Consider the following 25,733-nt stretch of genomic DNA (forward strand, 5'->3'; position numbering starts at 1 on the left):
TTTTAATAAGTTCCGACTTCGGCTGTCTCTAACCATTCCTGTAAAGATTTTAACGTGTAGTCACTTTGATTGCGATGACGTCCCTGTATCATGGCATCAAGCGTCTCAAGCTCAGTCACGACAGTCAAACGCTGCATCAAGGCTTTCTGACGTTTTTCTTTGCCTGTTTTAAATCCAGGCTTTGGTAAACTAATCACGGCCACAGGATTTCCTGATTGTAGCCATTCCTCAAAGTTTTCGGTAACAAGTGTAAAGCCATCATCCTTTAATGTTTGTGCATATGATGCAAAGGCATCTTCATGTATCTTATCAACCTCAACAAAAATTGATCCTGTTTCACGATATAAAGCAGGCTTTTGACCTTGAGACCATGCAAATGCTTTATAGAACGCCTCAGGTAATTCATTACTTATGCTTATTAGCTCTCCAGTTGATTTCATCTCAGCTTCAAGGATTGGATCGAGACCAGCTAATTTTTGATATGAGAATACCGGGGCCTTAACCGTGTAAAACTGAGCCTCTTTTGCATAGCCCGTTTTTAATCCTAAAGACGACAATGAGGCACCCAATAAGAGTTGTACCGTATAATCAATTAGCGGTTGATTTGTTACTTTACTGAATATCGGAACAGTTCTTGATGCTCTTGGATTGATTTCAATCACGAATAGATTTCCTTGATACAAGACAAACTGTATATTAAATACGCCTTTAAAATCCATCCCTTTTGCAATACGACCCGTATATTCTAGAACTTCATCTTTCACTTGCTGACTTAATGAAAAGGAAGGTGTTACAGCCATACTATCTCCTGAATGAACTCCAGCTTTTTCAATATGTTCAAATAATCCAGCAATCAGAACGTTTTTACCATCAGTTAGTGCGTCTACTTCAAGCTCAGTACCAGGATAGTACGCGTCGATTAATAATGGAAATACTACCTCATTCTCTCTATCATTTAAATATTCAATAAGCTCTTCCTTTGAAGAAAAAATCATCATGCCTTGACCACCAATGACATATGAAGGTCGAATAAGGACAGGGAAGCCTATTTCAATCGCTTTTTCCACTGCATTCTCTTCATTCAGAGCACTTACCCCTGGAATGTGAGGTACCTTAACTTCATTCATAAAATCGTAAAACCGTCCACGCTCCTCTAACTGATCAATTGTATCTTGATTTGTACCATATAACGTGACCCCAGCCTTTTCTAAGCCCTCAACTAGAGAAATAGCTGTTTGACCACCAAGCTGAACAATGACTCCTTCAACCTTTTCCAGTTCTACAACATGTAAGACATCCTCAACAGTTAACGGTTCAAAATATAGGCGATCGGCTGTTGCATAATCTGTACTAACTGTTTCCGGGTTGTTGTTCATAATGATTGCTTCATACCCTAAACGATGTAGGCTATGTGCACCATGAACTGAGCAATAGTCAAACTCAATTCCTTGACCAATTCGAATTGGTCCAGAACCAACAATTAAAATTTTCTTCCTATCACTTGTCGTATCAACATCACTCTCTCCAGCCCAACTTGAGTAATAGTATGCTGTCGAAGCTGTAAATTCCCCTGCACATGTGTCAACCATTTTGTAAGAAGGAAGAATCCCCCATGTTTTTCGTTTTTCACGAACTGCAGCTTCTTCTACCTTCCAAATTGATGCCAACCATTTATCTGCAAATCCATACCTTTTTAGCTGATACAGCGTTTCTTCAGAAATAGAAGGTAAGCTTTCTTGTTTTGTTACATTTTCTAATTGAACGAGTTTTTCAAAAGACGCTAGGAAGAAATCATTTATTTTCGTTTCGTGATGAATCTCTTGACGTGTATAGCCTCTTCGCATTAATTCAAGGATTGCAAAGAATCGTCTATCTTCTGCTTTTTTGACAATTTTCCAAAGATCGTCGTCTGACCATGAATTCAAGGATGTAAGGACTAGTCCGTCTGTTTTCAATTCAAGTGAGCGTATTGCCTTTTGAAGACCTGCTTCAAGGTTTCGCTCAATTGCCATAACTTCCCCAGTAGCTTTCATTTGTGTTCCAAGTTTACGATCTGCATGAACAAACTTATCAAAAGGCCAACGTGGGAATTTTACAACAACATAATCTAATGCTGGTTCAAAACTTGCATAAGTGTGACCAGTAACAGGGTTTAATAATTCATGCAAATGATATCCAAGGCTTAGTTTTGCTGCCATTCTAGCAATCGGATAACCTGTTGCTTTTGAAGCAAGCGCTGAAGAACGACTTACACGTGGATTTACCTCAATTAAATAGTATTGCTTACTATAAGGATCAAGGGCGAATTGAATATTACAACCTCCAACGATTCCTAGCGCCCGAATAATTTTAACTGAAACAGAGCGTAGCATTTGGTACTCGACATCAGTAAGTGTTTGTGACGGGGCAACAACAATGGAATCCCCTGTATGAATTCCAACAGGATCAATATTTTCCATATTGCAAACTGTAATACAAGTATCATTGCTATCACGCATTACTTCATATTCAACTTCTTTAAAGCCAGCAATACTTTTTTCAATTAAGCATTGGTTAATTGGACTAAGCTCAAGTCCTCCTTTAATAATTGGAAGAAGAACCTCTTCACTCTCTGCAATTCCTCCACCGGCTCCACCAAGTGTATAGGCGGGGCGAACGATAATTGGATAGCCTACCTCATTTGCAAACGAAACAGCCTGTTCAACTGAAGTGACAATCTCACTTTCAGGCACCGGCTCGTTTAATTCGCTCATGAGCGAACGAAATAGCTCACGATCCTCACCCTTTTTTATTGAATCAATGGGGGTCCCTAATAAATCAACGCCTAGGCGCTCTAACACACCCTCATCATGGAGAGCAAGTGCAAGATTCAATCCAGTTTGCCCCCCAAGCGTCGCAAGTATGCCATCGGGCTTTTCTTTAATGATGATATTCTCGATGCTTTCAACGGTCAATGGCTCAAAATAAACCACATCGGCACATGACTCATCTGTCATAACAGTAGCAGGGTTATTATTGATAAGAATAACCTTTATTCCTTCTTCTCGAAGGGCTAAACACGCTTGAGTTCCTGCATAATCAAATTCAGCTGCTTGCCCAATCACAATTGGTCCAGAACCAATTACAAGCACCGTTGAAATTTTTTCATTCTTAGGCATATGCTTTTTCTCCTTTATTGCTTAACATTTCAACAAACAGTTTAAACATTTGTTCACTATCACTAGGTCCTGGGTGAGCCTCAGGATGAAATTGGATCGATAGTATTGGATGAGTTTCATGATGTAGTCCCTCAATTGAACCATCATTTATATTAAAGAAACGTGGGGAAAGTCCTGTGCCTTCTAAAGAGTCTTCTTTCACAACATAACTATGATTTTGGGATGTCATATAAACCCGATTTGTCTCCTTGTCGATGACAGGTTGATTAGCGCCTCTATGCCCGAAGCGGAGTTTCTGTGTATCTGCGCCAAACGCTAAGGCAAGAAGTTGATGTCCTAAACAAATTCCGAGTGTAGGATACGCGGAAGCGAGCTGCTTCACCGTAGGTAGTATTTCTTCTAACTGCTTTGGATTTCCCGGTCCGTTTGAAAGTAATATTCCATTCGGATGAAGCTTTTCAATCTCAGAAAAGTCCGTGTCGTGTGGAACGACAGTAACTTTACATCCTGCTAAGACTAAGGAGTCGACAATCGACTTTTTGTAACCGAAATCAACGAGGACGACATGATGAGAACCTTCACCAAATTGTTCCATGGTTTTTACGGAAACAGCGGAAACAACTTCTTGTTCTCCTAATGGGATTGTCGCATCAAAATTGACGCTCTCAGGGTTCGTTGTCAATATCGCACGCATATCCCCATGCTCACGGATCCGTTTTACAATAGCTCTTGTATCAACGCCTATTAATAATGGAAGATCATTTGATTCACAACATTTAGCTAGTGGTGTATACGACTCATAGTGATAGCCACCTTCACTAAGTTCACTTACAATTAATGCAGAAGCCTGTGGTTTAATGCTTTCAAAATCTCCTTCATTAATGCCGTAATTTCCGATTAACGGATATGTGAATACGACCATCTGTCCTTTAAATGAAGGATCACTTAAAACCTCTTGATAACCAGTCATGCCAGTAAAAAAAACTATTTCACCGTGAACCTCCTGATTTTCTCCAACGAGTGTCCCTTCAAAGACCTCCCCTGTTTCTAATACAACATAGCCCTTCATCATACACCCTCCATCCAATAACGAATCTTTATTCTATCTAAAGCATTTTTATGCATCGAAATCCTTTTTGAAACTCGTCTTTCAACGAGTCTCGCTTTCTTACATTATCCTAGTAAATGATTAATGGTTCAAGTCCAATTTTACTAATTTATAGCCCATTTGTCACCAGTTGCTCGGACATCACTTCAGTAATAATTTCAGTCGCTTGTCGAAGCTGATCATTTGTAACGATTAGAGGTGGTAAAATCCGAATCACCTTTGGACCTGCTGGTAAAATAAGAAGACCTTTCTCACGGCATGCCGTAATAAATGGTGCAACTTCGGAATGACATTCAATACCAATCATTAACCCTAAACCTCTAATTTCTTTTACTAGTGTGTTGTCCTTTAGTGAGGTTTGAAGCTGTTGAATAAAGGTCTCTCCCTTATTAACAACACTCAAAAGAAAATCATCTTCAAAAACCTCATTTATTACTGCACCTGCAGCAGCCATTGCAAGCGGATTTCCTCCAAAAGTAGAACCATGGCTCCCCGCTTCAAAGTAAGACTTGAGATGAGCTTTTCCAATCATCGCCCCAACTGGGAATCCGTTCCCAAGACCCTTTGCTAGGGTAATAATGTCTGGAGAGAGATTGTAATGTTCGTAAGCAAAACGTTTACCTGTTCGACCGATACCGGTCTGAATTTCATCTATAACCAAAAGTACGTTCTTTTCCTTACAAATTAGCGATAATGAATCAGCATAGTCCTGAGACATTAATCTGACTCCACCCTCACCTTGAATAACTTCTATAAAAACAGCAGCCGTTTCTTCAGTAATAACAGCTTGTAATTTTTCAACATCATTTAAGGGTGCATAGGTGAATTCCGAGAGGAGTGGCCCAAAGCCTTGATGTACTTTGTCTTGTCCTGTAGCTGACATACTTCCAAGTGTTCTCCCATGAAATGAGTTTGTCAAGCTAACCATCTTATGCTTGCCTGTTGCTTTCCGAGCAAGCTTGATCGCTGCTTCATTTGCTTCAGCGCCACTATTACAGAAAAACACATAATCTCCGACACTATGTTCAACTAATTGCTTTGCAACCTGCTCTTGCCCCTCCAATTGGAAAAGATTCGATACATGCCATAACCGATCTACTTGATTCTTTAATGCTTCATTTACTTTTGGATGGCAATGACCAAGGTTACATACTGCGATTCCTGCAATAAAGTCTAGATATTCTTTTCCTTGATCATCAGTTAATAGGGCTCCTTGCCCTTTTGTTGCTTTCACATCCCATTTGGCATACGTAGGAAATAATGCGCTCATAGTCTCTCTCCTTTATGCGTTTGTCGCTACAGGGGCTTTAGTAATTTTCGTTCCAACAAGTTGGCCATTCTTAGTTAGTGAGCTCCCTTTTCCATTCATGATTAACACAGACTGAAGTGATCCAGACAAGCTTTTTATAGCACCCTTCACCTTTGGAATCATCCCTCCATAGATAGTTCCATCTTCAATATAGTTCTCAATTTCAGTGGTAGTAACTTCGTCAAGACGATTTCCATCTTTTAAAATACCATCAACATCCGTTACAAACACAAGTTCCTGTGCACCTAGAGCAAAAGCTACCCATGCAGCTGCACTGTCAGCATTTACATTAAAATGAGTACCGTCCTTATTCACACCTACAGGAGCAATAATTGGAATATACGACTGTTCAATAAGCGAATATAGTAACGCTTTATTTATATTAACAGGCTCACCAACAAAACCTAGTTTCGCCTCATCAACTGCCTTTACTTCAATCAACTTCCCATCACAACCAGATAATCCAATTGCTTGACCGCCAACTTTTTGAATACTCGTTACCAGCTGCTTATTTACTTTTCCACAAAGCACCATCTCAACTGTACTTAGCACGTCCGCTGTGGTTTTACGTAAACCATCAACAAATACTGATTTTATATTTAATTGTTGTAGCAACTTGTTAATGTCAGGACCGCCACCATGGACAAGGATCGGATGCTTCCCCTTTTTTTTCAAATCTACGATGCTTTGAAAAAAAGAATCAGAAAGCTCAGCAATTGTACTTCCGCCACACTTTATGACAACAATTTCACTCATCTTTTTCCCCTCTCTTGTTTTCCCTCAATTTATGTGCGATACCCTGCATTAATCCGAACGTAATCATAAGTCAAATCACAGCCCCATGCTTTACCAAAACCGTCACCCACGTGAAGATCGACCGAAATAAGAACATAATCTTTTTTCATATAATTTGTTGCCTCTTCTTCTGAAAATGGGAGGGGACGGCTATTTTCTAATGTTTTCACTGGACCAATTGCAATATCTATCGTGTCTGGGTTAATTTCGCAGCCACTGTAGCCGATTGCACATATAATCCGTCCCCAGTTTGCATCGGTTCCGAAAACTGCTGATTTAACTAAATCCGATCCCACGATTTTCTTGGCAATCATTCCAGCTTGCTCATCGTCCTTTGCACCGTTAACTTGGACTTCAATTAGCTTTGTTGCACCTTCTCCGTCGCGAGCAATTTGCTTAGCTAAAGATTCACACGTTAATGTTAACGCTTCGTAGAAAGCTGCCCAATCTGGATGTTCTGGTGACAATGTATCATGTTCAGCTAATCCCGACGCCATTACGACGACCATATCATTTGTCGATGTATCTCCATCAACGGTAACCCTGTTAAACGTTTTATTTGTAATCGATGAAAGAGCTTGTTGAAGGATAGCAGGTTCAATGACTGCATCGGTCGTTACAAATGACAACATCGTCCCCATATTTGGGTGAATCATTCCCGATCCTTTTGCTACACCAGCAACAGAAACACTCTTACCGTCGATTTTCACTTCATGACAAACGCGCTTATTTGTTGTATCTGTTGTAATAATCGCTTGATTAAATGCTTCGGCCCCTGCAAATGTACTTTCGGGTTTAAGCATATCAATTCCTTGACGTATTTTATCCATTTGTAGAAATTCTCCAATTACACCTGTTGATGTCACAGCAACATAATGATCGGGTAAATTAAATTGTTTCGCACCAAGACTTCTCATCTCATACGCATCTGCCATACCTTGTTGACCTGTACAAGCATTTGCATTTCCACTATTAACAAGTATAGCTTGAATTTTACCTTCTTTTTTAATGCTTTCTTGTGTAACTTTAAGTGGTGCTGCTTGAATTTGATTTCGTGTATAAACAGCTGCTGCACTTGCAGGTACATCACAAATGATTGCACCTAAGTCTAGTCGCTTACGTTTTACACCTGTATATACACCAATAGCAGAAAAACCTTTTGGTGTCGTAATACTGCCATCCTCTATTTCCGCTACTTGATTATCTTCACTTACTATTCTCACTACTTGACACCTCTCTCTATGGATACACAGGTGAAAACGATAGCCCTGCCTCTTCATTCAATCCATTCATTATATTCATATTTTGAATTGCTTGCCCTGCCGCTCCCTTTACAACATTATCAATCACCGATACAACCGTAATACGACCTGTACGCTCATCATACGTTACACCGATATCACAATAGTTGCTGCCAAACACTTCTTTTGTAGCCGGAAATGCCCCTTCTGGACGAATTCGAACAAACTTTTCAGTTTTATAGTTTTCTTTATATAAATGGCGTAATGCTTGTTCCGTTATTGGCTTTTTCGCTTTCGCATAAATCGTAGCCATAATTCCACGAACCATTGGTACCAAATGCGGCTGAAATGTAATTGTTGGAATACTTGGGTCCCATACTTGCAGCATTTGCTCAATTTCAGGTAGATGTTTATGCTTATTAATTTGATAGATTTTGAAGTTCTCATTCATTTCACTAAAATGAGTAATTGGAGTAGCACTTCTGCCAGCTCCTGATGTACCTGATTTCGCATCAACTATAATAGAATCCACTTCAATTAACTTCTCTTTAACTAGCGGTGCAAGACCTAACAGAGTTGCTGTTGGATAGCAGCCGGGGTTTGAAATAACCTTAGCATCCTTAATTTCGGCACGGTTCCATTCGCTCAATCCGTAAACTGCCTGATTAATAATTGATTCGCCTGCTGCTGGTCGCTGATACCATTTCTCGTATACATCCCTATTTCCTAAACGTAAGTCACCGGATAAATCAATGACTTGGCTTCCAGCTTCCGCGATTTTCTCAGACCACTCTGCAGACACTCCTGGTGGGGTCGCTAAGAATACAACATCGACTTCCTTACCAATCTTTGATGCATCAATTGCTTCAAGAGGTTGATCATAAATCTCTGCTAAATGTGGATAAGACTCATGAATGTGCATACCTTGCTTTGATGATGAATAAAGAACAACTTTATTCACCTCTGGATGATGATTTAATAGACGCAATAATTCCGCACCACCGTATCCAGTTGCTCCAACGATACCAATCTTCATTACATTTCCTCTCCATTTCTTGCTCGCTCAAATTTAATCTTGGTTTTCATTATAAAGATGAATAAAAATAAATTCAACTGTATTTTTATTTTATTTCATTTATTTATTAGTTATTTGGTTTCCTCATTAGCCAATCAAGCATTAAGACTAGATAAATCCTTAGTTCACTGAGCCAAACTTCAAGCGGGAATTACCCTTAATCATACACCCATTTATGCAACTTTCTTACTATCATAAACAATTAGAAGGTCTCTTGTGACAACGATTTCTTCATAGAGAAAGATGTCAAATAAAAAAACGTCCCTCCTTATCAAAGGCGAGACGCCAGGTCTACTAAATGACTTTAGAATGGTGATACTCTTTTACGACTTTGATAAGGAAAAATACATATAAAGAATAATTTCTTTTTAAAATTATCTTCTTAATTTTCTTGTTCTTCTAGTACATCCTCAAGGACTGGAGTCTCTACCTTTATAGGTCCTGTTCGACCTTCCTTTAACTCGAAATATGTCTTTAACGCTTCTCTTGAAATATGCTGGGCAATTCCTTGTGCGCCACCATTCGTTTCACGTTTTACACCTGGTACAATGACAGCAACTGATACCTCTGGGTTGTCATAAGGGCCATAACCTACAAAAATTTGATTATTACCATTTACGACGCGACGATTTTCTCCTTCTCCAACAGCAACTTTTACTTCAGCAGTTCCCGTTTTTCCTGCTAGTTGAAGGTCTGCAACTTCTGAAAAACGACTTCGGGCCGTACCTTGTGTCACAACTCTGCGCAACCCTTGCTGAACCCGATTAATATGTGTATCACTCATATCAACCCGGTTAATAATCGAGGGTTCATACTGTTGGATGACAGCGCCTTGCTCCTCTCTGTCCCGAACAGGCTCCCTAATTTCTCGAACGATTCGGGGCTGCATGCGATAACCGTCATTTGCCACAGTTGATATATATTGCGCTAACTGTAGGGGTGTATAGGTATCATATTGTCCAATCATTAAATCAAGCAACTTCCCCCCATTTGTATTGCTACCTGAGAGTCCCGACGAATAAGACGGTAAATCTATTCCGGTTTCCGTTCCCAAACCAAACTGTCCAAAGCTATTACGGACTTCATTATAAGCTGAAGCGATCGAATTATTTGTCCAGCCACATCTCGTATTTGGAGCGGTGTAATAACAATTGGCCATCCTCATTCCAATTTCAAACATATAGACATTTGAGGATTGCTCAAGAGCAACCAAATCGTTAATGACACCAAACCCTCTCGTATCCCAAGATTTTTTCGGTGGAGTATCAGGTAGATAAATAGTGCGATCATTAAATCTAGTTCCAGGATTAGCTACTCCAGCCTCAAATCCAGTTAAAACGGACGCTGCTTTTACAGATGATCCCATTTCAAACGCTTTGTTTACATTTCCAATATGGTCAAAAGAATGATTTCTATCACGATTAGCAGGATCCCAAAACCCGGCCATTGACAAAATATCACCTGTTCGCGGATCCATTAATACTGCGTACGCAGAGCGATCTAAAATAAAGGAATTACCTGCTGCTCGGATCTGCTTATCGACAATTTCCTCGAGGCGCTGCTGCAACTCCATATCAAGCGTTAAAACAAGGTCATTGCCTCTATGTCCAAGGCGTTCATTGATAGATTTATTAACGGTTTGTCCTCCTTCTTTAGTTGCCATACTTTCGACAATAGCTTTTTCTCCACGTAACACATCTTCATACTGTTCTTCTAAAAAACTTGTACCAACTAAATCCGACCGGTCATACCCTCTAGACAAATAATAATCTAATTTTTCACTTGGGATTGCATTAGTGGAACCAAACAAACTTCGAAACGACTCCCCATAGGCATATGAACGGGTTGAATCTCTCAAAATATCAATACCTGGTAGACGATCTAAGTTTTCACTAATCACATGAGCCTCTTCTTCTGTGATACGTTGCTTGATACGTTGCGGTGAATTAGCATAACCTCTCGTCATTTCTCGGTAAATGGCTATTATCTCCAATTCCTCTTCTGATAACGCCTCTATACGCTCTTTTGGAATCGCCTCTATCTCAAGACGATAGATCTTAGCCTGGCTTTCAATGCCTTTACGTTCTTCAAGACTTACAAGTTCGTAGCGCTCCTCTTGATCCATCATTATTAATAGATAATCTTGCTTATCTCTCTCCGTAATTCGGTCTAATCCAATTGAAATCATCGGAGCTAATTCTTGAGCAATTTCGATCATCGCCATTGGTCTTGTTGTCTGCGAGGGGTTCGTGTAAGTTAAAGATAATTCTAACTGATTATCGACAACAATATGACCAAAGCGATCATACATCAGGCCTCTCGGTGCATCAATGCGAGCAGTTGTATTCGTTGTTGACTCTAGCTCACTTAAGTAATCTTCACCCTTTACAATTTGAACAAATCCCATTCTAAGAATAAGTGCTGAAAACATTAGGAAAATCACAAAGAATAGAATATTTAATCGAAACACAAAATGCTGCCTCTTCTTCTGCTTTTTCTGAATCATGTCTTTCACCTCTTCACTATTAGAGCTGTGCCGATTCTCACTTAATATCATACCACTAATCATTAGCTAAATGGTTAAAAATTGGTAGTTGAAATAGGTATTAGTACCAGTTGATTAACTTTCCCTAAAACCACAATGCGGACAAGATGTAAAGTCATGGTCATAATCCCTCTTGCAATTTTCACACGATATTTTTTCTGCCGTATGTAAGTTTTTCGATTGTATCAATTGTTGTTGAATATGATGAATGGTCGTTTCTTGGTTATCAATAATCTTTGCAAGCGCAAAGAAAATAAAAGAAGTTGAAACACCGCCGATAATAACCAAAAAAAATTCACCCCCTGTGTGAGTAAAAAAAGCGAAAATGATAGCTAGGAAAATTGTCAGGATCCCTATTAAAAAAAGAGCAATACTCACTTACTTTACCTCCTTTCAATGCCATTTAATTAAGCTTAACATATAAAATCAGACAAATGGGTATGTTTTCCACAAACCAAAAATCAGTAAATTTACTGCAAACAAAAAGAGGGTCTCCATATATAGAGAACCCCCAAAGAAATAAGCATAACCATTGCTAACTTTATTCACTTAATTTTTCATGTATGTTTGCTGACGTCTTTTCTATTTCCACTCCCCATGAGTCATTGACTTCATGATGGAGGTACTGACCACTTTTATCAAGAATGCTGTAACCTCTAAAAGAAAGGGCATCATTTCTCATCTTTACATACTCAATTACCTCTAATTCAGGGTCCGATAAAAACGTATACGTAAATCCAAAATGCTCCGATAACTCCTTATGGTCTTCAGGTAATTCCTTACTAATCGCGTAAACATCAACATCTAAATCATCAAATAACGCTAAATGTTCTTGCAGCTGGACCAGCTGCTGTTGGCAAATCCCTCAACCAACTTCAGTAAAATGAAACAGGACTGTCGCCCGTTCCTTATTCGTTAACGAAACTTCTTCACCTTGCTCTGTAATTAAGGATATCTCCTCTGGCTTCTCATTGGCAGATGAGCCACAGGCTGACAAAACGAGTAGTAAAGAGCTAGATAAAAATAACATAACCATCATCTGTCTTCTTAAGTTTATCACGATATTCACCTCTATTTTTACTGTATTGTTTGTTTCAAGTCTTTAATGAATTCCTCTTGATTGGACTTTAAGCCATCATATTTTCGAATGACCTTTCCTTCAGGATTAACTAAGAAAAAACTTGTACTATGAAGAAAATCATCATCCTCTTCAACATATTGGACTGGAGATTTAAAAGCGTCCATCGCAAAGGTCGCTATCTCATCGCTTGTATAGCCTGTTAAAAAGTTCCAAGAATCAAAATCAGCTCCAATATTCGTACCATAAGCTTTTAATAAATCTGGCGTATCACGCTCAGGGTCAATTGTAAACGTAACAAACTGCAAATCAACATCTTCTTCAATCATTGAGTGTTGCAGGTTTCTCATATTCGGTATCATCGTCGGACAAACGGATGGACAATTCGTAAAAATCATTGTCGCTAGCCAATATTCCCCCGCTAATTGGGCTGTTCCAAACGGTTCGTTGTCTTGATTAATAAATTGAAATTCAGGTACAACCATATCTGCCTTAGATATATCAAACGCTTCGGATTTACTATTACCGGCTTCATATATCCATCCACATCCTGCTAAAAGTACTACCGTGAATAAGGTAATGATAATTTTCATGTACTTAATCCTTTCTCTATTCTTATTTCATCGTCGGAATATCACTAATTGTTAACACACCATCTTGCTGTTTCTCTTTGGATAACCATTGCTTAAAAACATAGCCAATTGTAAATCCATATGCCAATTCTTGCATTATTTTCATCAATACACCAGCAAGTTGCTGATCCATTCTTGTTTCAAGAAAGATAAATGAATCAGGACCATTGAATAATGATAGTGGCACCGTAGCCCCTGCTGGTAAACAAAAGGACATCACTGTTGCCCAGACAGATGGATTCGTGTACGTTTCATATAAAGGTTGTCCAGCAAAAATAATCAAAGCACAAGCTGGAGTAATTAAAATTCCATTGGCAAAAATATAACCAATTCGTCGTAAATCAGATAGCTGTACTTTATTTGGGATTGGTGCAAGCATAAACCACCACATCATGATTGAAGTAACAAATAAGAAATATTGATACAAGCTATGCAAGACAGCTGATTGCATGAGCGTATCAAAGACAAATGGAACATGATAAACTGAAAAGAGACCATTAAATAAGAACAATGCCATAATCGGATTCCAAACAATTTTTGTTATTCTTGCTGAAAATGGTGAATGAAAGCGGCGAATCCCTGCCTCATATACCCATTTAGGAATTCCGAGTAGAAGTAGCGGTGTGGCTACGATATATGAAAAAACCATTTGTGTCATATGAAACGTAATCATAAGATGCCCTGCTACATATAATGGACTACCCCACCCTAAATATAAAGCAAAGAGACCTAACAAGAAGTACACTTTTTGACGTAACTTTACTGGCTGAGATCCGCTAAAACTTTTACGCAACTTTGTAATAACATAAAAATAAAGCACGCCAATCAAGACGAGCGGAACAATAAGCTCAGGGGTCCATAACGTTCGAAAGCCAAAACTAGAAAACAATGACTCCATTTCACTACCTCCTTATTACATGAAAGTTACTTTTACTATACCATATCTAAGAAGAGGTTCGAGGTGTCCGAATAAGGACATTTTGTTACCTATTATCGATAAACGAATGAAAGGTTGATTACATATGAAAAAACATTTAATTGCTCTTGATTTAGATGGAACATTATTAACTGATAATAAAACGATATCAGACCGTACAAAAAAGACGATTGCAAAAGCACGTGCAGCCGGCCACATTGTTGTAATTTCAACAGGCCGCCCTTACCGTGCTAGTTTAGCGTATTATCAGGAACTTAATCTGAATACAGCAATTGTTAATTTCAATGGGGCTTTTGTGCATCACCCATTTGATAATAATTTTGAAACCTCTCATTCTCCACTTAATTTACAGATAGCTAAAAATGTTATTAAAGCCTGCGAAGCTTTCAATGTTAGCAATATCATGGTGGAAGTTATTGATGACTTTTATTTAAGGCATTTTGATGAAGTATTTATCGAAACGTTTACAGCTGGACAAAATCCTGTCGAGCATGGAAATCTTCTTCATATTCTAAAAGATGATCCTACTTGCTTACTGATTCACCCACTAGACCATCATGTAAATGAACTAAGACAGCTTCTAGTTGATGCCCATGCTACTGTTATTGACCAACGTGTTTGGGGCGCCCCTTGGAATGTGATTGAAATTGTCAAAGCAGGAATGAACAAAGCCATAGGATTAAAGCGTATTGCTGATTATTATGGCATCCCCCGTGAACGGATTATAGCATTTGGAGATGAAGACAATGATTTTGAAATGATTGAATTCGCAGGACAAGGAGTCGCTATGGGGAATGGTATACCCGCATTAAAGACATTAGCCAATGCGATTACAAAAACAAATGAAGAAGACGGGATTTCACTGTTTTTAGAAGATGCTTTAAATTTATCGTAATAGAGATTGTTGGATAAAACGATGAAACTTGGACATCTTAATTCTGTATGTTACTTACGAACAAAGAGGTGTTTAAGATGGGTAAACAATCGCGCGCGATCGAAGAAGGCAAAGCTGCTGTTCAACCGCAAGGCGAAACGGAAATGCCAGAAGGATCAAATGTAGAAGAACGTTCCATGGACCAAGTGAATCGTATGAAAGAGAAAAAGCAACGAGGTCACCACTAATGGAAAATGAACTGTACCAACAAGCTCGAGAAGCAGTCGCTCGTGCGGAGTTACTTTCCCTAGCTGCCGAAACAGACATTCAACGGCAAGCTGTTCAAAAAGAAATTCAACGTGCACGACACGCCTTACAATCAGCATTTGCCAAATCTAGTCCTGCTGAGCAAGATCAACTAGCCATGATGGAGGATCATCTTCATTCAATTGGAGAGAATGATTCTTATTTTTAGAACGGACAATTAGCAAGGAATGAAGCCTAAACCTTAAAGGTTTAGGCTTCATTCCTTTTTCCTTATAAACCTACTACTCTCTTTCAGTCTTTTATGTTACCCTATGTTTATTAAAAGGATGTTAGGTTTATAGGAGGAACGAGGGAATGGTGAATGTTTTTGAGGTAAAAAAGGATGCAGATGAAGCATTACTTTTAAGAATTGCCGACTTGCTTATGGGGCAGATGGAGCCATTTGCACCTGGAGATTTACATAACCAAGTACTAAAAACGATTAATTTAGCCATCAAAAAAGATTCTCAAGCCTTTATTTATGCTGCTGAAAAAGACGACCAAATTGTTGGGGCTGCTTTTTTTAATATTGGTATAAGTATTGATAAGGGTGGTTATTATCTTTGGTTGAATGATTTATTCGTTCATAAAGAACACCGAAATCAAGGGATTGCCAAAAAAATCCTCCTAAAAATTATCTATTGGGCTGAACAAGAGGATATCAAAGGAATTGAACTTGAAACAGGTATTAATAATGAGGCAACCAAGGCATTATACAACTCGCTCGGATTTTATGACATTATTTCAAAACGATATAGTTTTCGATTCTAACTTAAAAGGCTGTCTGTTGACTTACGCATTGCTCGTCCAAGGTGTTAAACCTAAAGCTACTAGGTCTTCTGCATTCATTCATTACACTAAAGGTATCTCAAAAGGTTAAACACACCTTTGAGATACCTTTTCTCATTAAAAAAATAATGCCTATTTATGCGTAAACTGGGCATTTCGCTTCTTTTTTCTGACTATTCAACATATGATGTAGCAAACCTAAAAAAGTTTATCGCATGGCAGATAAAGGAGTGAGCCAACTCATGAGGGATGCTTATGTAGAGGTTGAATTTACAGATATTTATATTGAATTAACCAAACCAGCACTTCATCAGTTCATTAAAAGAATGATGAGTCAAGACTACTCACTTTTCTGGCGATATGATGAAAAAACAATATTTCTGATGATTGAGCTCGATGATTCAGTCCATGAACTTCCCTTCATCCGAAACAGCGATTTCTTAACACTCGCCGCAGAAAGCTTACACATTTATGACGAGTTACTTGCAAGTTCATTAGAAAAACTGCTTCAGCATGAAAAAGGAAATGGCATTGTCAAACGCGCGACCGATGGCCCTCTCTATATCACGTCGTACCAAGCAGGAGACATCGAGTCAATGATTGAAATTGATGGGAGTGAAAAGGTCATGATGAACCGAAACGGATCAATGATTCAGTACAAGGATGATGGTAAGTCACTTGAGCCTCGCACCATTTTCAATATGATGAATTTAGAGATTGATTACGTCTTGATGGAATTGCATGAAGCACTAATAGAATCAGATGATTCCCAAGTTGAGTCACATAAGAAGAAGCTAAAAAGACTCTTATCAAGACGCTCACAAGTTGAACAACTTTTATAATTCATCATTCGTCGAAAACGGCGAGAAAAAGCAAGCACGGGTAACGATGTGCTTGCATTTTTTCGGGACTAAATTTAAATTAATTTGTTGATAAAGGATAATAAATAAGCATAGAAAACGTACATATCTCTTTCAATTCATTAACATAGCGGTGATGTCCGTAATCGGCAACAAAATGAATGGCTTGTCCCCGATTAAGTAAATATCTTTCCTCATTAATAAATAGTGTTAACGTTCCTTGCTCTACAATAATGTATTCCTCGACACCTTTAGTATGAGGCTCTGACAAATGACTGGATCCTGCTTCTAATTGAACTGAAAACAGTTCAAAAGGTTTATCAAATGATTTTAAAAACAAAGGATAAACTTTAAACGCTTCCTCTTCTTCCGTTATTGGTTCAATCGTCCGCCTATCAACAACAGTTACAGTTGGCTTATCCTCTTCAAGAAAAGCAGTAAAAGATACATTCATGCCCTTCGCTATTTTCCATAACGTGCTAACAGTTGGATTCGATTCACCACGTTCAATTTGTCCAAGCATCGGTTTGCTAACCCCTGTTACTCTCGCCAGTTTATCTAAACTCAGATTCCGCTCAGAACGCAATAGCTTTAATTTTTCTCCAATTAGTTTTGATAATTGATTTTTCTCCATAAAATTTCTCCTTGTCCACACGGAAAACATAACATACAATCGTATAATATAACAAACAAAATAAAAGATGTATTTTTATTATTGTAACATGTGTAACAAATGAAAGGACGTTTAAAATGAGTACAACTGTTATTGAACGAAAATCGGAATTTATGCGTGGTGTCTTTGCTGGAGTTAGCATCGCAATAGGTTACCTTCCCGCAGCGCTTACGTTTGGACTTCTTGCTAAGAGCACAGGGCTTAGTTTTGTTGAAACGGTGGCGATGAGTCTCTTTGTGTTCGCAGGGGCAGCCCAATATATGGCATTAAATTTAATTGCCCTTGGTACAGGAGCAATTGAGATTATATTCACAACATTTATCGTAAACATCCGTCATCTTTTAATGACTGCCTCCTTAAGTGAACGGGTCGAAAATGATCATCCTCTAATTAAAGCCTGCTACTCGTTTGGTATTACGGATGAAGTGTTTGCTGTTACAAGCACAAAGGAAGGCACGCTTAAAACAAGCTTTATTATTGGTGTCGCCACACTCGCATATTCAAGCTGGGTTATTAATACAGGTCTTGGCTATATTGTAGGTTCTGCATTGCCCGAGACATTGCAACAAAGCATGGCAATTGCCCTATATGCAATGTTCATCGCCCTGTTAATTCCTTCCACAAAAGGTCAGCGTAAGGTATTAATCCTTGCGATTAGTGCAGCCTTTTTTAACAGCACACTCTCGTTATTTATTCCAAATGGCTGGTCGATTATTTTAGCCACGTTACTCGCTTCTGTTGGTATTGAGTTTATCACTAAGGGGGTTGAAAAATGAATATGACCATCCTGTTCATTATTGCTGGAATGGCACTCGTTACCTACATTCCTCGAATGCTTCCTCTTGTGATGATGAATGCACATAATATTCCAACTTGGCTACAAGCCATCTTGCGCAATGTCCCTTACGCTGCATTAGGAGCATTAATTTTTCCTGGAGTGCTTTCCGTTCATGAAAATATTTGGTTTGGGATTATTGGCGGGGGTGTCGCTGTGACCGTAGCCTATCTTGGAGCCAATTTAATTATTGTTGTACTAAGCAGCATCGTCGCTTTAAGCATTTTTTCTTTATTCATATGAAATTGCCAGCACTCAATCGTATAAGCTGATTTTTCAAGTTGATATTTACCATTCATATCTTTTTAGCTTTTTACTCAAACTATACATTGAAAGTAATCAAAAATTAAAGGAGGGCTTTCTTCCCATGAGTAAAAAGAACAAAAACAATCAAGGCCCGTTTGATGATGTAGAATTTTCACAAGAGCTAGCAGATACTAATGACAAAGAAGCCATGGAACGCATGGACGCTGCGGATAGTCGTGCAAATAAAAGACAAAAGAAGAGAAATAAATAAATAATTAGAAATTAGAGGTTGTCGTAAGGGTCGGTTTTCGACCTTATGGCACCCTTATTTGTGGTTTGTCCATTTCATGTAAAAGGATACTCTTCATGCCTTACATCAGGTCCTATAACTTAACGATTGCTACATGTTGTCGTAAATATGCCCAATTTTGCGGGAAAGAAAGATTAATATGCCAATACGTCGCACCATTTAATTGATATAAGTCAACCAACCTGTATTTCTCAAGATAACTCCTAATGTCGTCAAACCAAACAATTCTTCCTTCTCTCCCCCTCCAATAATAATAAAAAGGAACCCTAGCATAAGAATCGAAATGAATAATTGCTCCTGTTTCAATAGCGATGGTTTGAGCGTCTAGGAGAGACCTTCCTAGAGTAAGATTTGTCCCTAGAGGCCACTCATATCCATATAACGGTAGCCCGATCTGGATTTTCTCTGGAGGAATCACATTGACTGAATACTGGATAACTTGTTCCATCCACCAAAAGGGGGAAACTGGGTCTGGTGGGCCTCCAGGGTATCCATAATCCATTGTCATCACCCCGATGTAATCAGCAATAGCTCCAATCGCTTCATAGTCGTATCCACCAATAATCGGATTTGTTGGAATATCAACTGTTTTGGCATGAACATTTACATGAAGAACCCTCGCTCCAAGTGCTCCCTTTAACTCGTCTAAAAATTGGATAAAGTCTAATCGCTGTGCTGGGGGGATAAATTCAAAATCAATACTGATACCACCATACCCTTTTTGCTCGACAAAATTCATCATACTTTGTATAAGATTGTTACGATAATTTTCATTTTCTAGAACCTGACCAATTAATTGCGGGCTAAACTCCCCATCTGCTAAATTTCTTATCATTAGTAAGGGAGTAACGTTACGTTCTAGACTTCGCTGTACAATTAGATTATCCTCAAGTTCAACATAAGCATAGCCCTTTTCTGTTAATGAATAAGAAACGATTGCTAAGTATGTTAACTGATCTGCTATCTCATCGAATTTTTCCATTTGAGTGGAGTAAGGCATAATAAATCCCAGAGTTTTCATTATTAACGGTTGCGAAGAGGGAATTAATAATCTTTGTCCAACCAATAAAGGTTCTAGATTTATATCTGCATTAGCTGTAATAATTGCTTCAATGGTTGTATTATACTGCCTAGCAAGTAACCATAAGCTCTCTCCCACCTTCACTTGATGGTTCCTAGGGAGACTGCCCTCATTTGGCACATATAAAGCAAGACCCGGAATCAACAAAGTCGATCTTAATCCATTGACTAATTGTATCGTTTCAATAGGAACCTGATACTGTTGAGAAATATTCCATAACGTATCTCCTGCTTGGACCACATGTACCGTCATGTTTTCACATCCTTTTTTAACATGATATGGCAAAGGTAGAGCGAAATATGACTTAGTTCAATTGTTTACTTGTATTTTCTGCGAAAATGAACCAGGAGAATTAAGAGCAAAGTGACTTAAAGACATTAAAGAGGGCACTGAAAAAGGGTGCTTTTCCTTTTTCAATGCCCTCACGAATTTCACCTTTTTTCAATGCCTTGAAGCAATGAGCGGATCCCTTGCTATGTGTGTAACGGTGCGCGACGTTCGGAGCTATTGCTGCTTCTTTGAGGATCTAATTGGTTTTTACTTTTTCAGTGCACTCGAAAACCAAACATTTTCAGTAACCTCTTCAAGTGGTGATTTTTAGTGAATTCCAGAATTTAGAATGTCGACAATAATTGTATCAAGGACGTAGTCCTGATTCCATGTTTCAATTATCGGTGAATTAAACCGTTGAGCTGGATGTGCATACAAAACAGCAAAAAGCTCATTATTTTTAATAGACCAACTATACAAGTCTGGAGGATGTGTAACCCCTCGTTGTTCGAAAATATAGATGTCTTCTTCTGCTACTGTTCTAATTTCTAAAAGGTCATTTGGATATCTGGGAACCTTGTCCAGAAGAAATTCAGTAATAGATGGATACTGATTATTATTTAAATAAATTACCAACGTAAACGTGCTGTTATCATTAAAATTGGGGGTTACGGAGTAAACCGTTCGAACTTTATACCCTTCGTTTCTTTCAGTCTTTTGGATATCAGCCAAGCGATTTCGGTTTTCCTCAAGAGCCTTTCCAAAATAAAAACTAATCTCTTCTGGCGCGTCTGAAAATTCTCCATGATCATCTCGTATGGCGCCTCGTCCATACCTTTCAACAACTTTGTATATAGAAAACTTCTCTGGAAATCCTATTAACTCAATTGGGAACTTAGAATGAATATCGTTAATTGCAAAAACTTGAGGTGTCTGTGCTTCTTCAACTTCCTCTTCTTCATATTTATCAAACGTAAATACCTTAGACGTGACAACATTTACGGAAAAGATAAGGACGAATATCAAAAGGAAGCCAATTCCAATGTATTTTACATTCAAAAAAAATCACACCTTTTTAATAACATAACTAAGATGTTTTCATTAATGGCAAAGCCCATTCCTTACTTAATTATCATATCACAAAGAAAAAAAGGTTCAGTCTATTTTTTCCATTCCTATTGTTTTTCCATAACTTTTGAACATAATTAATATCACTCATCAATCACTATTTTTACCATGAGAATTTTATAGAACTGTAGAACGCTAAAATCTTTACAAAGCTAAGAAACAATGTATTCTTTATAAGAAACGAGATTATAAAGTCCCTTTTTAAAGTTAGGACTTCTATTTTATCATCACTACATTAATCATATTTGTTCCTGCCTCTATGAATAAAATCATGTTATGATAGACTAACTGAAATTTTTGACATCAGGAGGATATCGTTTTGAAACATTATTTACTCATTTTCTTTTTTTCCTTTTCTACTTTCTATCTGTTCGCTGCTTCTACAGGGGAAGCCCATAATGGTAGTCTTGATAAACTTGGAGGACATTTTCGTAACACTGATTGCAAGTACCTCCTACATAAGCCGACGAACTTGATTCAAACGGCATCGAGTAAACCAGAGCTTTTTACATTAATCAAGAACAATAATAATAATAATAGTTGCACCTCAGAATTAACAAAGGAAATGATCGATTTAGCCTCAGCAGCATCTCCAACAGAACTTATACTAGGTCAAAGTTATACTGCCACATTAGAAAAATGCACTGATGGCGACACGGCCAATTTTAATGTTCTTGGAACGACTTACAAAACGAGATTTCTCTATATCGACACACCGGAAAATACCAATCAAGTTGAGCCGTTTGGAAGGGAAGCGAGCGATTTCACATGCCACTTTCTTAAACAAGGTGCCGTCACTCTTGAGACTGATGGTCCTGAATTATTCGATCGCTACAACCGTTTACTTGCATGGGTGTGGGTCGAGGATTTGCTTCACCAGGAAGTCATTACCAAAGCAGGCTTAGTGGAAAAATTCTACGATTATGGAACCTATCTGTACGAAGAGCAAGTAATTACTGCTATGGATGAAGCGCGTGACAATCGCGTTGGTATTTATGGAATTGAAGAGGTTGAGGAAGAACATGAACAAGACCACTCGATATCCATTGCCCCTGTAATTAATCCGTCTGAAGTAAATACAAAGGAAACCAAAACTAGTGATGAATCTCTAGAATCAGACTCAGGTTTTGGCATTGTGATCTTTGCGTTAGCACTTCTGATTATGTATTTTTGGATTCCAAAAATACAGGCGAAAGCACGTGTTAAATCTCTTATTATCCATCATTTGCAAACAAAAAAAGTTTGGTTAAATCTCTTACTATCTGTAGCATTGATCGTCTTCTGGTACGTTTTATTAATTATTGTGATTATTGAGGTCGTTCATTTACTTAAGAATCTAAAGAAACCTCAATCAAAATTGTAATCATAAGGGGCTGTGTTAAGGTCAAAAATCAGACGTATGACACACCCCCTTTTATTTATTTGTTTTTTTCCAAAAGTCAAACTTTCAATTGACAAACTACTTTAAATCAGAGAAAATGTACACGTGTACACAACAATAAAAGGAGGGAACTCTCGTCGCAAAGAGAATTGACGTTGCTAAATTAGCTGGTGTATCTGAGGCTACTGTTTCTAGAGTGTTTAATAATGTTGAGCCCTTACGTCCTGATACGAAACGTAAAGTACTAGAAGCGGCAAAGGAGTTAAATTATCAACCTAATGCCATTGCCCAAAGCTTTGCAAGGGGGAAAAGTGGAAATATTGGAGTCATCGTTCCTTATTTACCTAAGGTTCATTTACTTTCTACTCATTACTTTTCTGAGATTCTAAGTGGAATTGGTGTCACACTTGGTGAACACAATCAAAATTTACTATTAATGTTTCAGTCTCCCCATGTATCAAAAGATTATGTACAGCTTTTCCGATCACAAAAGGTTGATGGGTGTATTATTCTAGGTTCCAAAGATGTGCCTGGTGAAAGAGAAGAGATTGAAAAGCTTCATGAAATGGGATTCCCCTACTGTCTGATTAATCAAACATTTACAGAGTCATCCTTTCACTCAATCGATGCTATGCATTACGAAGGGAGTTTTAATGCAGTTTCTCACCTCATTCAGCAAGGGTTTTCGAGAATTGCTTTTTTAAATGGGCCTTTGGAATATTCTAATAGTTCGGAACGATTAAAAGGGTATATTGCTGCATTGAATAAAGCTGGGATTGCATACAATCAGAACTTGGTTCATCAAGGGAATTATAGCCGAACTAGTGGATATCAATTAGCGGCAAGCCTAGCTACAAAATTGAAGGAATTTGATGCCATTTTCGCTGCTAACGACCGTATGGCAATCGGAATCATACAAGGATTAAGAGAAAAAGGTGTTAACGCCGGTCAAGACTACGGCATAGTTGGATACGATGATACAGATATCGCTAGTATGATTCAACCTCAACTAAGCTCAGTTAAAGTACCCCTTTTTGAAATGGGACAATTGGCTGCGAAAAAGTTGTTGACCGACCTTTCTAAAGACTCGATTGAATCCTTGCAGGAGCGGCTACCTGTTACACTCCTTGTAAGAGCTTCTAGTCAACGAAAAAACTAAGAAGGAGCTAATTATATGGAAAAAGTTAGAATTGGGATGATTGGTTATAAATTTATGGGTAAGGCACATAGTCATGCATATCGTGATTTATCTATGTTCTTTCCCAAAAGCATTCATCCGGAAATGAAAGTCATTTGCGGTCGAAACGAAACTGGTGTCGCAGAAGCCGCCAAACAATTTGGTTGGGAGGAATATACAACCGATTGGAGGAGCTTAATTAACCGTGATGATATTGATTTAATTGACATTAATGCCCCAAGTGATGCTCATAAAAGTATTGCAATTGCCGCAGCACAAGCAGGGAAACATCTTTTTTGCGAAAAACCCTTAGCGCTTACATTAGCAGACTCACGTGAGATGCTAGCCGCAGCTGAAAAGGCAGGCATCAAGCATATGGTCGGCTTTAATTACAGATTTACTCCCGCTGTTATGCTGGCAAAGAAGCTCATTGATGAAGGTCGTCTTGGGGAAATATACCACTACCGTGCGTCATTTCTTCAAGATTGGGTGATGGACCCTAATTTTCCGCTTGTCTGGAGACTACAGAAGGATATTGCAGGCTCTGGATCTCATGGAGATTTAGGGGCTCATCTCATTGATATGGCTCATTATTTAATTGGAGATATGACCGAAGTGATGGGAATGAGTGAAACCTTTATTAAAGAGCGTCCTCTCCCTACTGAAATGATCGGACTGTCAGCAACAAGCTCTAAAAGTACAGAAAAAGGAACGGTCACCGTGGATGATGCGACTTTATTTTTAACACGATTTGCAAATGGTGCTTTAGGAAGCTTCGAAGCTTCCCGCTTTGCAACTGGACATCGTAGTACAAATTCCTTTGAAATTAACGGAAGTAAAGGAAGTGTAATTTTTGACTTTGAACGGATGAATGAGCTACAAGTTTACTTTACTGATGATAAAGAGGATGTTCAAGGTTTCCGGCGTGTGTTAGCTACAGACCCCGCTCATGCATACTCTGATGCTTGGTGGCCAGCTGGGCATACCATTGGTTACGAGCATACATTTATTCATTCAATCGTTGAGTTAATGGAAGCCTTCCGTGAAAATAGACAGCCCGTTCCAAACTTTGTTGATGGGGTAAAGTGTCAGCAAGTCCTTGAAGCTGTAGACTTGTCAATTGAAAAGCGCCAATGGGTAAATATATCAGAACTTTAAGAGGGAGTGATTATGAATGAGTAAAAAAGCATTAATTGTTTGGGGCGGTTGGGATGGTCACGAACCAGAGCAAGTTGCCGGTATTTTTAAGGACATTTTAAAGGAAGAAAATTTTGATGTTGAGGTTTCTGATTCACTCGAGGCCTACGCGGACCCTGAAAAGCTTAAAACTCTAGATTTAATCGTCCCCCACTGGACAATGGGTGAAATTGAAAAGAAATATGTGAATCATATTTCTGAAGCCGTCATGAGCGGTGTCGGCTTAGCAGGTTGTCATGGAGGAATGTGTGATTCATTTCGTAATAATGTTGATTGGCAATTTATGACGGGTGGTAACTGGGTCGCTCACCCTGGTAATGATGGTGTTGAATATATGGTTAATATTAAACACTCTTCTAGCCCCTTACTAGAAGGTTTCAAGGACTTCAAAGTTATTAGTGAGCAATATTACTTACATGTTGATCCTGCAGTAGAAGTTTTAGCTACAACTCGTTTTCCAGTTGTTACAGGCCCCCACTCCTTAAACAAGGCTGTAGATATGCCGGTTGTATGGACGAAGCGGTGGGGACTTGGTCGTGTGTTCTATAACTCTCTCGGGCATGTCGCTAATATAGTCTCAATGCCAGAAGTATCGCTATTAATGCGTCGTGGGTTTTTATGGACCGCACAAGGAAAAGCTTTATATCAAGGTATGGAAACACCGACCTACACTAAATCGGGAAATGGAAATGGAAGAGTATACTCAGGTATGGGCGATAGTCAGTAAC

27 protein-coding genes are annotated in these 25,733 nt (G+C 38.6%); 12 read left to right on the forward strand and 15 right to left on the reverse strand.

Features of this window, described 5'->3' with window-relative positions:
• Window positions 1-2: 2 nt before the first annotated feature.
• From CEF19_RS04025 to ctaG, 12 genes are all read right to left on the reverse strand, one after another.
• On the reverse strand, window positions 3-3,158 hold the full coding sequence (locus CEF19_RS04025; RefSeq protein ID WP_100404884.1) for a carbamoyl phosphate synthase large subunit: 3,156 nt from the start codon (window positions 3,156-3,158) through the stop codon (window positions 3-5).
• A complete protein-coding gene (locus CEF19_RS04030) occupies window positions 3,151-4,227 on the reverse strand; it encodes a carbamoyl phosphate synthase small subunit (protein ID WP_100404885.1) in 1,077 nt (358 codons plus the stop codon). The genes CEF19_RS04025 and CEF19_RS04030 overlap by 8 nt, the downstream gene beginning before the upstream one ends.
• 148 nt (window positions 4,228-4,375) lie before the next feature.
• Window positions 4,376-5,536: an acetylornithine transaminase gene (locus CEF19_RS04035; RefSeq protein ID WP_100404886.1), complete on the reverse strand. Its 1,161-nt coding sequence runs from the start codon at window positions 5,534-5,536 to the stop codon at window positions 4,376-4,378.
• Between the two features lie 12 nt (window positions 5,537-5,548).
• Window positions 5,549-6,331, reverse strand: coding sequence for an acetylglutamate kinase (gene argB / locus CEF19_RS04040; protein ID WP_100404887.1), 783 nt, complete (start codon window positions 6,329-6,331; stop codon window positions 5,549-5,551).
• A 29-nt stretch (window positions 6,332-6,360) separates the two neighbouring features.
• Complete coding sequence (gene argJ, locus CEF19_RS04045; RefSeq protein ID WP_319830064.1) at window positions 6,361-7,593, reverse strand: bifunctional ornithine acetyltransferase/N-acetylglutamate synthase; 1,233 nt, start codon at window positions 7,591-7,593, stop codon at window positions 6,361-6,363.
• Between the two features lie 16 nt (window positions 7,594-7,609).
• Complete coding sequence (gene argC / locus CEF19_RS04050) at window positions 7,610-8,647, reverse strand: N-acetyl-gamma-glutamyl-phosphate reductase (RefSeq protein WP_100404889.1); 1,038 nt, start codon at window positions 8,645-8,647, stop codon at window positions 7,610-7,612.
• A 421-nt stretch (window positions 8,648-9,068) separates the two neighbouring features.
• On the reverse strand, window positions 9,069-11,192 hold the full coding sequence (locus CEF19_RS04055) for a peptidoglycan D,D-transpeptidase FtsI family protein (protein WP_100404890.1): 2,124 nt from the start codon (window positions 11,190-11,192) through the stop codon (window positions 9,069-9,071).
• A 114-nt stretch (window positions 11,193-11,306) separates the two neighbouring features.
• Entirely contained in the window at window positions 11,307-11,609 is a 303-nt protein-coding gene (locus CEF19_RS04060; protein WP_100404891.1) for a TFIIB-type zinc ribbon-containing protein, read from the reverse strand.
• A 163-nt stretch (window positions 11,610-11,772) separates the two neighbouring features.
• A complete protein-coding gene (locus tag CEF19_RS04065) occupies window positions 11,773-12,093 on the reverse strand; it encodes a peroxiredoxin family protein (RefSeq protein ID WP_227522074.1) in 321 nt (106 codons plus the stop codon).
• 3 nt (window positions 12,094-12,096) lie between these two features.
• On the reverse strand, window positions 12,097-12,291 hold the full coding sequence (locus tag CEF19_RS04070; protein ID WP_100404893.1) for a hypothetical protein: 195 nt from the start codon (window positions 12,289-12,291) through the stop codon (window positions 12,097-12,099).
• 17 nt (window positions 12,292-12,308) lie between these two features.
• Window positions 12,309-12,902, reverse strand: coding sequence for an SCO family protein (locus CEF19_RS04075; RefSeq protein WP_100404894.1), 594 nt, complete (start codon window positions 12,900-12,902; stop codon window positions 12,309-12,311).
• A gap of 22 nt (window positions 12,903-12,924) precedes the next feature.
• The gene (gene ctaG, locus CEF19_RS04080; RefSeq protein WP_100404895.1) at window positions 12,925-13,839 is read right to left on the reverse strand and encodes a cytochrome c oxidase assembly factor CtaG; all 915 of its coding nucleotides are present in this window, start codon (window positions 13,837-13,839) and stop codon (window positions 12,925-12,927) included.
• 124 nt (window positions 13,840-13,963) lie between these two features.
• Here ctaG and CEF19_RS04085 point away from each other — a divergent pair, with 124 nt between their 5' ends.
• The 5 genes from CEF19_RS04085 (at window position 13,964) to CEF19_RS04100 (ending at window position 16,689) form a co-directional block, all read left to right on the forward strand.
• Window positions 13,964-14,773, forward strand: a complete 810-nt coding sequence (locus CEF19_RS04085) for a Cof-type HAD-IIB family hydrolase (protein WP_100404896.1) — start codon at window positions 13,964-13,966, stop codon at window positions 14,771-14,773.
• Between the two features lie 77 nt (window positions 14,774-14,850).
• On the forward strand, window positions 14,851-15,000 hold the full coding sequence (locus CEF19_RS23050; RefSeq protein WP_157800876.1) for a hypothetical protein: 150 nt from the start codon (window positions 14,851-14,853) through the stop codon (window positions 14,998-15,000).
• A complete protein-coding gene (locus tag CEF19_RS04090) occupies window positions 15,000-15,227 on the forward strand; it encodes a DUF3813 domain-containing protein (RefSeq protein WP_100404897.1) in 228 nt (75 codons plus the stop codon). The genes CEF19_RS23050 and CEF19_RS04090 overlap by 1 nt, the downstream gene beginning before the upstream one ends.
• A gap of 146 nt (window positions 15,228-15,373) precedes the next feature.
• Window positions 15,374-15,829, forward strand: a complete 456-nt coding sequence (locus CEF19_RS04095; protein WP_100404898.1) for a GNAT family N-acetyltransferase — start codon at window positions 15,374-15,376, stop codon at window positions 15,827-15,829.
• A 260-nt stretch (window positions 15,830-16,089) separates the two neighbouring features.
• Window positions 16,090-16,689 carry a hypothetical protein gene (locus CEF19_RS04100; protein WP_100404899.1) on the forward strand — a complete coding sequence of 200 codons (600 nt, stop codon included), beginning with the start codon at window positions 16,090-16,092 and terminating at the stop codon, window positions 16,687-16,689.
• A 79-nt stretch (window positions 16,690-16,768) separates the two neighbouring features.
• Here CEF19_RS04100 and CEF19_RS04105 read toward each other — a convergent pair whose 3' ends face one another.
• The gene (locus tag CEF19_RS04105; protein ID WP_100404900.1) at window positions 16,769-17,341 is read right to left on the reverse strand and encodes a helix-turn-helix domain-containing protein; all 573 of its coding nucleotides are present in this window, start codon (window positions 17,339-17,341) and stop codon (window positions 16,769-16,771) included.
• A 116-nt stretch (window positions 17,342-17,457) separates the two neighbouring features.
• Here CEF19_RS04105 and CEF19_RS04110 point away from each other — a divergent pair, with 116 nt between their 5' ends.
• The 3 genes from CEF19_RS04110 to CEF19_RS04120 all read left to right on the forward strand — a co-directional run bounded on the left by CEF19_RS04110 (window position 17,458) and on the right by CEF19_RS04120 (window position 18,732).
• Window positions 17,458-18,156, forward strand: a complete 699-nt coding sequence (locus CEF19_RS04110) for an AzlC family ABC transporter permease (protein WP_100404901.1) — start codon at window positions 17,458-17,460, stop codon at window positions 18,154-18,156.
• The gene (locus CEF19_RS04115; protein ID WP_100404902.1) at window positions 18,153-18,458 is read left to right on the forward strand and encodes an AzlD domain-containing protein; all 306 of its coding nucleotides are present in this window, start codon (window positions 18,153-18,155) and stop codon (window positions 18,456-18,458) included. The genes CEF19_RS04110 and CEF19_RS04115 overlap by 4 nt, the downstream gene beginning before the upstream one ends.
• A gap of 124 nt (window positions 18,459-18,582) precedes the next feature.
• On the forward strand, window positions 18,583-18,732 hold the full coding sequence (locus CEF19_RS04120; RefSeq protein ID WP_100404903.1) for a YfhD family protein: 150 nt from the start codon (window positions 18,583-18,585) through the stop codon (window positions 18,730-18,732).
• Window positions 18,733-18,844: 112 nt separating this feature from the next.
• Here CEF19_RS04120 and CEF19_RS04125 read toward each other — a convergent pair whose 3' ends face one another.
• Together CEF19_RS04125 and CEF19_RS04130 are read right to left on the reverse strand one after the other, a co-directional pair.
• Window positions 18,845-20,104: a glycosyl hydrolase family 18 protein gene (locus tag CEF19_RS04125; protein ID WP_100404904.1), complete on the reverse strand. Its 1,260-nt coding sequence runs from the start codon at window positions 20,102-20,104 to the stop codon at window positions 18,845-18,847.
• A 345-nt stretch (window positions 20,105-20,449) separates the two neighbouring features.
• Window positions 20,450-21,181: a hypothetical protein gene (locus CEF19_RS04130; protein WP_100404905.1), complete on the reverse strand. Its 732-nt coding sequence runs from the start codon at window positions 21,179-21,181 to the stop codon at window positions 20,450-20,452.
• A 388-nt stretch (window positions 21,182-21,569) separates the two neighbouring features.
• Here CEF19_RS04130 and CEF19_RS04135 point away from each other — a divergent pair, with 388 nt between their 5' ends.
• The 4 genes from CEF19_RS04135 (at window position 21,570) to CEF19_RS04150 (ending at window position 25,732) form a co-directional block, all read left to right on the forward strand.
• Window positions 21,570-22,613 (forward strand): thermonuclease family protein, encoded by a 1,044-nt coding sequence (locus tag CEF19_RS04135; RefSeq protein WP_227521909.1) that lies wholly within the window; start codon window positions 21,570-21,572, stop codon window positions 22,611-22,613.
• 166 nt (window positions 22,614-22,779) lie between these two features.
• Complete coding sequence (locus CEF19_RS04140; protein ID WP_100404906.1) at window positions 22,780-23,790, forward strand: LacI family DNA-binding transcriptional regulator; 1,011 nt, start codon at window positions 22,780-22,782, stop codon at window positions 23,788-23,790.
• A gap of 15 nt (window positions 23,791-23,805) precedes the next feature.
• Window positions 23,806-24,966: a Gfo/Idh/MocA family protein gene (locus CEF19_RS04145; RefSeq protein ID WP_100404907.1), complete on the forward strand. Its 1,161-nt coding sequence runs from the start codon at window positions 23,806-23,808 to the stop codon at window positions 24,964-24,966.
• A 16-nt stretch (window positions 24,967-24,982) separates the two neighbouring features.
• Window positions 24,983-25,732 carry a ThuA domain-containing protein gene (locus tag CEF19_RS04150; protein WP_100404908.1) on the forward strand — a complete coding sequence of 250 codons (750 nt, stop codon included), beginning with the start codon at window positions 24,983-24,985 and terminating at the stop codon, window positions 25,730-25,732.
• Window position 25,733: the final 1 nt, after the last annotated feature.

Origin of the sequence: Bacillus solitudinis (assembly GCF_002797395.1) — a bacterium.
Lineage (GTDB): Bacteria > Bacillota > Bacilli > Bacillales > Bacillaceae_D > Halalkalibacter_A > Halalkalibacter_A solitudinis.